Consider the following 7,578-nt stretch of genomic DNA (forward strand, 5'->3'; position numbering starts at 1 on the left):
CGGCGGCCACCGCCCGCCGGACGCCAGCTGAGAGCGAGTCACCACGTGCCCCCTGAGCCCCCAGTCCGCCGGAGCGACGGCGCCGCGCTCGAACTGCTGGTCCACGGCGTCGGCGGCGCCACCCCGCAGGAGATGCTCGCCGATCCCTACACGGTGCGGATCACGGGTGACGAGACGGCGGCCATCTACCGGCGCCCCGCCGACGAGGAGGCCGAGGCCCACCCCGAGCGGTACGAGGACGGGCCGGTGCCCGAGGCGTACTGCTGGTCCAACCTCACCTCGGGCAACGGCACCCGCGCCCTGTGGCTGCTGCTGCTTCCCTTCATGGTCGTCAACCTCGCCCACTGGATGCGCCCGGCGACCAACGGACTCGCCAGGACACAGCGGCTGTACGGCGTGCTGGTACGGCTGCTCGCCCTCACGCTCACCGTGCTGCTCACCGCCGCCGCCTGCGAGGTCGCGCTCGACCTGGTGGCCTGGCAGTGCGCGGGCTCCGCGGGCTGCGCGGACGACCGGGCCTGGCTCGGCTTCCTGTCCGCCGCGCGGGACGGCTGGTGGGCGCAGCCCGGCCGCCGCCTCGCGCTGGCCGCTCTGGTGCCTGCCGCCCTGGTGGGTCTCCTCTGGTATCTGTCCAACCGGACCTGGAGCGCCTACGAGGCCCAGCGCCCGCCGACCGACGACGGTACGGGCGGGAGCCTGCCGGGACCGGAGGCCGCGACCGCCACCGACGCCACGGACGCCTACGAGGGACCCGACCGGCCCGCACCCGCGGCGGGCCGCGCGCCGACCGTCCGCCCCGCACTCGCCAGGCCCGGTTTCTGGTACGGCCGCAGGCTCGTCGCCCGTCTGCGCGCCGCGCACACCGCCGCCGGATTCCTCACCGTCGCGGGCGCGGTCACCGGCGCCGCGGCCCGCTACGACCGTGGCGCGTCGAGCGCCGCCCGCGAGAGCGTCGGTTGGCTGCTCCAGTCGACTCTCGTCGCCGGCGCGCTCGTTGTGCTCTGGGTCGTGTGCGCCAGGGGCCGCAGCGAGCGCAGGCGCGACGGCACGCTCGACAAGGCGCTCGTCAGCCGGCTGCCCGCCGGCTCCCTCGTCCTGCTCGGCCTCGCGCTCGTGTACGCCGCGTGGTCCCGCCCAGGCTGGATCTCCTCCGGCACTCTCCCGGGCGCCATCACGTTCCCGGTGCTCGTCCTCGCCCAGGGAGCCCTCGTCGTCGCGCTCGCGGCGGCGGCCCTCGTCCTGCACCGCCGCGCCCCGCACGCCAGGATCGCGCTGTACGGCCTCGGCGGCCCCGCCGTCGCCATGCTGGCCTGCGCCCTGGCCGGGGTGATGACCGGCGGGGTGGCACAGCGCGTCGGCGACTGGCTCGACGGGTCGGGCACGCCCGGCATGGGGGAGGGCACGATCCCCGGACCGCCGGTGCTGCTGAGCTGGCAGGCGGCCGTCATCCCCGTGCTGCTGGTGCTCCTGCTGATACCGGTCGTCCTCCTCGCCGTGCGCACCGTGCGCACCGGCCGTCGCCTCGCGCCCGTCGTGGAGGCGGAGTACGGCTCGCGGGAGAAGCGGGTCACGCCGGACTCCGTCCGTACCCGCCGGATCGCCGGTGCCCGCGCCCGCGCCGAACTCACCGACGCGGCACCCTGGTTGGTCGGACTCGTCTCCGGCGCGACGCTCCTGCTCGGCACCGGCGCCGTCCTCGGGGCCTGGCTGAGCGGGGACGTACCGGGCCGGGCCGCCGAGGGCGAGCCCGCGCTGATCCAGTCGATCGCCGACACCGCGCAGGCGCTCGGCTCCTGGCTGATCGGCCTCGGCTTCATACTGTTCGTGACCTGGGGCCGCCGCGCCTACCGGGACCCCTCCGCCCGGCGCACCATCGGCATCCTCTGGGACGTCGGCACCTTCTGGCCGCGCGCCTCGCACCCCTTCGCGCCGCCGTGCTACGCGGAACGGGCCGTACCCGACCTCACCTGGCGGATGGCCTCCTGGACCGCCCGCACCGGCGGACGCCTCGTCATCTCCGGCCATTCGCAGGGCAGCGTGCTGGCCGCGGCGGCGGTCTGGCAGCTGCGCGAGGGCACCCGCCACCAGGTGGCGCTCCTGACCTACGGCTCACCGCTGGAGCGGCTGTACGGCCGCTGGTTCCCCGCCTACTTCGGCGCCGCGCCGCTCGGCGACCTGGGCAGGGAGGTGCACTGCTGGCGCAACCTGTGGCGCGCCACCGACCCGATCGGAGGCCCGGTCCGGCTGGACGGCGAGGGCGACGAGCCGGCCGTGGACCACGGGCCGCTCAAGGACCCGCTCGCCTACGGCCGCACCGAGCGCCACCCGCTGCCCGAACCGATCCTCGGCCACTCCGAGTACCAGGCCGATCCCGTCTTCGCCGTGGAACGAGCGGCGCTGCTCGACCGGTTGCCGCCCGCGCTGCCCGCTCAGCGCGACGGCACCGCCACGGAGCGGCGCGGTCACGGCAGTTCGGGCAGATCGTCCGCGTAGAGCAGGGTCAGGTCGTCCGTGCTGGTCTCCGGCAACTGGGCGACCCTGCTCGCGTGTTGCTCCACCATCGACTCGAACGTCTGGCGCGCGGTGCGGCCGTTGCCGAAGGCCGGCCCCTTGGGCAGTACGGCGAAGTACTTCAGCAGTGCCTCGGCCGTGCCCGTACCCAGCCGGTACTCGTGCTCCTCGGCCTGCTGTTCCACGATCCGCAGCAGTTCGTCCGGGTCGTAGTCGCTGAAGGTGATGGTGCGTGAGAAACGGGACGCCACACCGGGGTTGACCGCCAGGAAGCGGTCCATCTCCTCCGTGTACCCGGCGACGATCACCACCACCGCCTCCCGGTGGTCCTCCATCAGCTTCACCAGCGTGTCGATGGCCTCGCGCCCGAAGTCACGCCCCGAGTCCTCGGGCGACAGCGCGTACGCCTCGTCGATGAACAGCACACCGCCACGGGCCCGGTCGAAGGCCTCCTGCGTACGGATCGCGGTGGAGCCGATGTGCTCGCCCACCAGGTCGACCCGGGAGACCTCCACGAGATGACCGCGCTCCAGCACCCCGAGCGAGGCCAGGATCTCGCCGTACAGCCGGGCCACCGTCGTCTTGCCGGTGCCGGGGGAGCCGGTGAAGACCAGATGGCGGCGGGCGGAGGCGGCCTTGAGACCGGCCTGCTGCCTGCGCCTGCCGACCTCGATCATGTTGGTGAGGGCGCGGACCTCGCGCTTGACGCTCTCCAGGCCCACCAGCGCGTCGAGTTCACCGAGGACCTTGCCGGGTTCGCGTACCGGCTCGGCCGGTGGCTCCTCCGGCACCGGCGTCGCGCTCTGCGCCGGGACCGAGCCGAGCAGCCCCGTCGTCTGAGTGGCCGTCAGAGCCGCCGTCGGCTGTGGCACGGCGGCCAGCACACCGCTCTCGTCGCTCGTGCAGTCCTCCACGGTCGGCCCGGCCCCGGGGCCCTCGGCGCCCGGGGAGGCGCCGTCCGGGAACTCGTAACCGCCGCGCGCGCAGCGTTCGGTGCGGCAGCGCGTCAGCGTCGTACGGCAGCCGTCCATCACATGGAACCCGTAACCGCCGCTGCCCGTCACCCGGCAGTCGTGGAAGGTGCCGCGCCCCTCGGCGGAGACGTAGAAACCGGCCTCGGCGGGCGAGGTGATCGTGCAGCGTTCGATGGTGGGGTCGGCGCCCTTGGTGACGATGACACCGGTCTGCACGCCGTCGATGGTGCAGGAGTTGAGCGTGCCGCCGCTGCCGTGGTCCCGGAACCAGGCGCCGGTGGACGCCTCCCTGATCCGGCAGTCGTCGAGCTGCGCCGTCGCGCCGTCGCTCACCGACACGGCCGTGTTGCGCACCTGCGAGAGGTCGCTGTCCACGACGTCGGCACGCGAGCCGCGGTCGAGGACGAACAGCGCGTCCGGTACGTCGTGGACACGGCACGAGTCGAGGACGACGGTCGCCCCGTCGCTCACCCAGACCGCCGGGTAGTCGCCCGTACTGTCGTGGATCTCGCACTGGTTGGCGTCCACGCGGGTGCCCGGGTCCCAGACCGAGAGACCGTTGCGGCCGAAGCGCCGCACCGTGGAGCGGGTCAGCGTCAGCACGGAGCGGGAGCGCAGATCGACCGCGTTCTCCGGGATGTCGTGGATGTCGCAGTCGGAGAGCGTCAGCACCGCGTCCGTGTCGAGCGTGATGCCGTCGGCCGAGGTGCGGTGGACGCTGGAGTCGGTGAGATGGGCCGCGGCGCGTGCGGCGATCTGCACGCCGGTGCCCTTGATCTCGTACACCTCGCAGCCGACGGCCTCCAGACCGCTGCCCTCGCCGGTGACCGTCAGGCCGCCGCCCGACGCGTGGTGGATCCGGCACCGTTCGAGCCGGGGGTGCGCCCCGCCGCGTACGGAGACGCCGGACTGCCCGGCCGCGACGACCTCGCAGTCCTCGAAGACCCCGCCGGCGCCGTCGAGTACGGCGATGCCGACCCCGGCCGGATTGTCGACGGTGCACCGGCGGACGGTGGGACGCGCGGCGCCGCGCACCTCGATCCCGGCGGCGGAGCGCGTGACGATCCGCAGATCCGTCAGCTCCGGGGTGCCGTCCTCCACGAGCAGCGCGGGCGCGGTGGTGTCCTGGCCCTCCACATGCAGGTCGTGGACGGTCGCCGACGCGCGCACCGTGAGCGGTACGCCGTCCGGCGGCGCGATCCGCACCGAGCCCGACGAGCCCTCGGGTCCGCGCAGCGTGACGGCGCGCGTGACGACGAGATTCTCCCGGTAGGTGCCCGGTGCGACGGTGAGTATGTCGCCGTCGCTCGCGGCCTCCAGGGCCGCGGCGAGAGAGGCGTACTCGCCGGTACGGCGACGCCAACGCGAGGTGCCGGTGTGCGTCACCTGGACGGTGCCCTGTGCCATGGTGTTGTTCTGTCCCCACCTCGTGCGCCTGCGCGTGCTGTGCCGACCGGACCCGCTCGGGGGTCAACTCAAGGAAGTCCCGGCCGCGACAGAGGACCGGGTCGCACCACCGTAGCGCGCGCGGCACCGGTGAGTTGACCCAAGAGCGGTTCCGGTCAGCTTCCCGCGCCCGTACGACCCCAGTCGGGACCTGCCTGGGCCCAGGCCAGGTCGAGCCGCGCGTACCGGACCTGGTTGAGTCTGAACACCGTCAGCCGTCGGACGGCCTCGATCAGACCGGCGACGCACGCGGCCACCCCGAGCCCCGCCAGCACGGCGTGCGTACGGGCGGTGGCGAGATCCGTCGGACGCTCGGCGAGCTGCCCGCCGCCGTCGGTCCAGACCGGGAAGGCGTCGCCGGACCGGAGAGCCGGCGGCGCCGACCGGACGAGTGCGGTGTGCCGACTGCCGTCCCGCGCCGTCCACTTGGCGATCACCGGCCTGCCGGTGTCGCGCTGGGTCGGGGCCTCGGGGTCGGACGCGACGCGGGCGGGAGCCTCGGCCCGGTGGACCATCACGGCTTCGGTGCGGTGCCGGTCCTCGTGCTGGGCGCGGATCGTCCGCCGGAACGCGTCGTCGGTCAGCGCACCCGAGATCCAGCCGACCGCCGGCACGGCGAGGAGGATCAGGAGCAGGGCTCCGAGCGCGACCCACGCCTCGACGAGATCCGTCTTCCTCCGTAGCGGATTGTGCCGCCAGCGCCGGAGTCCCACGACCGCTCGCATCGTGTCGCACCCCCTCAGTCTTTCGTCCGTTCCCCTGTCCGTCATAGCCCCGAAGTGGCCCGCTCACGCACAAAAGGGCGGAAGGGAGAGCGAGGTCACCCCTCTGTTCGACGGGTCGGATCCGGGTCCGTGCCGCCCGGTGAACACGTTCACCACGGCTCCCACCCGCACCGTGCGGGTGCTCTCGGGTGTCGGATGCTGCCCGAAGACGGACGTGCCGTCGAATCGGCGGTGCCGGGTGAGGGGGTGCGGCGGTTCTTGCCACGCTGCGCCGTACGGGGGTCGAGGGCGTCGAGCGACGTGTCGGCCTCGGTCCCGAGGATGCTCACCACGATGACCTGCGCGGGTGCGTCCGTATCCGTACGAGCGACGTCAACGCCCGTTCCCGGTGGGCCTGTTCGTGCTCGCCTGCTCACGGGGTGGCCGTTCTCGGGGCACGCTGCCGCCGACGGTTCCCGGACGGGCGCGTTACAGCCTGATCCCGCCGACCGGCGGCCTCCCGGGGGCTCCCTCCGGCCGTCTCCCCTCCTCCCGGCTAGTCCGGTGTGCCCCGTGCCCCGTGCCCCGTGCCCCGTGCCTCCAGTGTTCCGGGATCTCCCGGTGTGTCAGTAACCCCGGCTCTGGTAGGGCCGGTTGTACGGGTCGTCGTACTGCACGGGCGCGGGCGCCGGACGCGGTGAGGCGGGGCGCATCGCCTCGTACCCCGTCGCCGACCCCGGTCGCTGCTGCTGCTGCGGCGGGCGGGGCTGCTGGGGACGCGGCTGCTGTTGCTGCTGCTGGGGCTGGTAGGGCTGACCGCCCTGATAGCCGCGAGGCGTCGGTGCCTGCTGCGGAATGTAGGGCGCCGGGGCGTGCTGGAGCGGCACGGGGTGCTGCGCCGGCTGCGGCTGGTAGCCGCCGTAGGACGGCGTGGGCTGCGAGGGAGCCGCCGGCAGAGCGGGAAGCGCCGAAGGCAGCGCCGGCAGATAGCTGTTGCTCTGGTAGCTGCTGCCGGTGTCGTAGGCGGAAGGCACTCGGATCGGGGCGATCTGAGGCGTGCCCCGCTCCGCGACCAGTGAGTCGTAGATCGGGGTGTCCGGGAACGACGGCGCGGTGTAGTAACCGCCGCCGTAGGTGGCGCGGGGGGAGGTCATGGAACATAAGTTAAGCCCACGATGTGCCGGTTGGGGAGTCCGATTAGTGGGTTCTTTCGGGAGCTCTGGGTCACTTCGGATCCCCAATGCGAGCGAACTTGGGAAAATCGGTCGTCCGGCGGCGTAGTGATCGTGTAAAGGGCAAGCTCCGGAGGGGTTACCGGTGGGTCCTCGTGGGTGCGACGACCGCCGCAGCGATTAGGTTTGGCGCAACAGAGAACTTTCGGTCACCCGACTCTCGATGGGGGCGAGCATGTCCATGCTTAAAGGAGCCAATGTTCCGGTGTCGGCACCCGCTGTGCGTGTCGAATTGGGATGGCGTTCAGCGCCCGGGACGCCGGATGTCGACGCCTCGGCCCTTCTGCTGCTGAAGGCGGGAAAGGTCCGCTCGGACGCGGACTTCGTTTTCTACAACCAGGCGGCGCACGCGTCGGGCGCCGTGCGGTACGACGGGAAAGGCACAGGTTCCGGCACCGTCACGGACACCCTCTCCGTCGATCTGGCCCGGGTGGAGACCGACATCGAGCGGATCGTCATCGCCGCGTCGGCGGACGGCGGCAATTTCGGCCAGGTGCCCGGACTGTACGTACGCGTCCTTGACGCGGCGTCGGGCGCCGAGGTCGCGCGCTACGACAGCCAGGACGCGACCGTCGAGACGGCATTCGTCCTCGGCGAGCTCTACCGGCGCCAGGGCGCCTGGAAGTTCCGCTCGGTCGGCCAGGGGTACAGCAGCGGACTCGAAGGCCTGGCAACGGACTTCGGCATCAGCGTCGACGAGCCCCAGCAGGC

Annotated in this window: 5 protein-coding genes; 2 read left to right on the forward strand and 3 right to left on the reverse strand. The window is 72.9% G+C overall.

The annotated features are described in order from the left end of the window. Positions 1 to 45: 45 nt before the first annotated feature. On the forward strand, positions 46 to 2,493 hold the full coding sequence (locus P3L51_RS03700; protein WP_354603559.1) for a hypothetical protein: 2,448 nt from the start codon (positions 46 to 48) through the stop codon (positions 2,491 to 2,493). On the opposite strand, the gene P3L51_RS03705 is transcribed toward P3L51_RS03700, so the two are convergent. From P3L51_RS03705 to P3L51_RS03715, 3 genes are all read right to left on the reverse strand, one after another. After that, positions 2,463 to 4,892 carry a right-handed parallel beta-helix repeat-containing protein gene (locus P3L51_RS03705; RefSeq protein WP_354603560.1) on the reverse strand — a complete coding sequence of 810 codons (2,430 nt, stop codon included), beginning with the start codon at positions 4,890 to 4,892 and terminating at the stop codon, positions 2,463 to 2,465. The two genes, P3L51_RS03700 and P3L51_RS03705, sit on opposite strands and share 31 nt — an antisense overlap. 155 nt (positions 4,893 to 5,047) lie before the next feature. After that, positions 5,048 to 5,656: an Rv1733c family protein gene (locus P3L51_RS03710; protein WP_354603561.1), complete on the reverse strand. Its 609-nt coding sequence runs from the start codon at positions 5,654 to 5,656 to the stop codon at positions 5,048 to 5,050. A gap of 605 nt (positions 5,657 to 6,261) precedes the next feature. Then, complete coding sequence (locus tag P3L51_RS03715) at positions 6,262 to 6,789, reverse strand: DUF6643 family protein (protein ID WP_354603562.1); 528 nt, start codon at positions 6,787 to 6,789, stop codon at positions 6,262 to 6,264. Between the two features lie 241 nt (positions 6,790 to 7,030). Between P3L51_RS03715 and P3L51_RS03720 the strand changes: the two genes are divergently transcribed. Then, positions 7,031 to 7,578, forward strand: a 548-nt coding sequence (locus P3L51_RS03720; RefSeq protein WP_354603563.1) for a TerD family protein, incomplete at its 3' end; no start/stop codon positions are given.

Source organism: Streptomyces panacea (assembly GCF_040560175.1).
GTDB classification, from domain to species: Bacteria; Actinomycetota; Actinomycetes; order Streptomycetales; family Streptomycetaceae; genus Streptomyces; species Streptomyces panacea.

What these genes read in the sequence shown, in the direction of transcription:
- P3L51_RS03705 (WP_354603560.1), bottom strand. Translation starts at nt 4,892, where the DNA reads ATGGCACAGGGCACCGTCCAGGTGACGCACACCGGCACCTCGCGTTGG.
- P3L51_RS03710 (WP_354603561.1), bottom strand. Translation starts at nt 5,656, where the DNA reads ATGCGAGCGGTCGTGGGACTCCGGCGCTGGCGGCACAATCCGCTACGG.
- P3L51_RS03715 (WP_354603562.1), bottom strand. Translation starts at nt 6,789, where the DNA reads ATGACCTCCCCCCGCGCCACCTACGGCGGCGGTTACTACACCGCGCCG.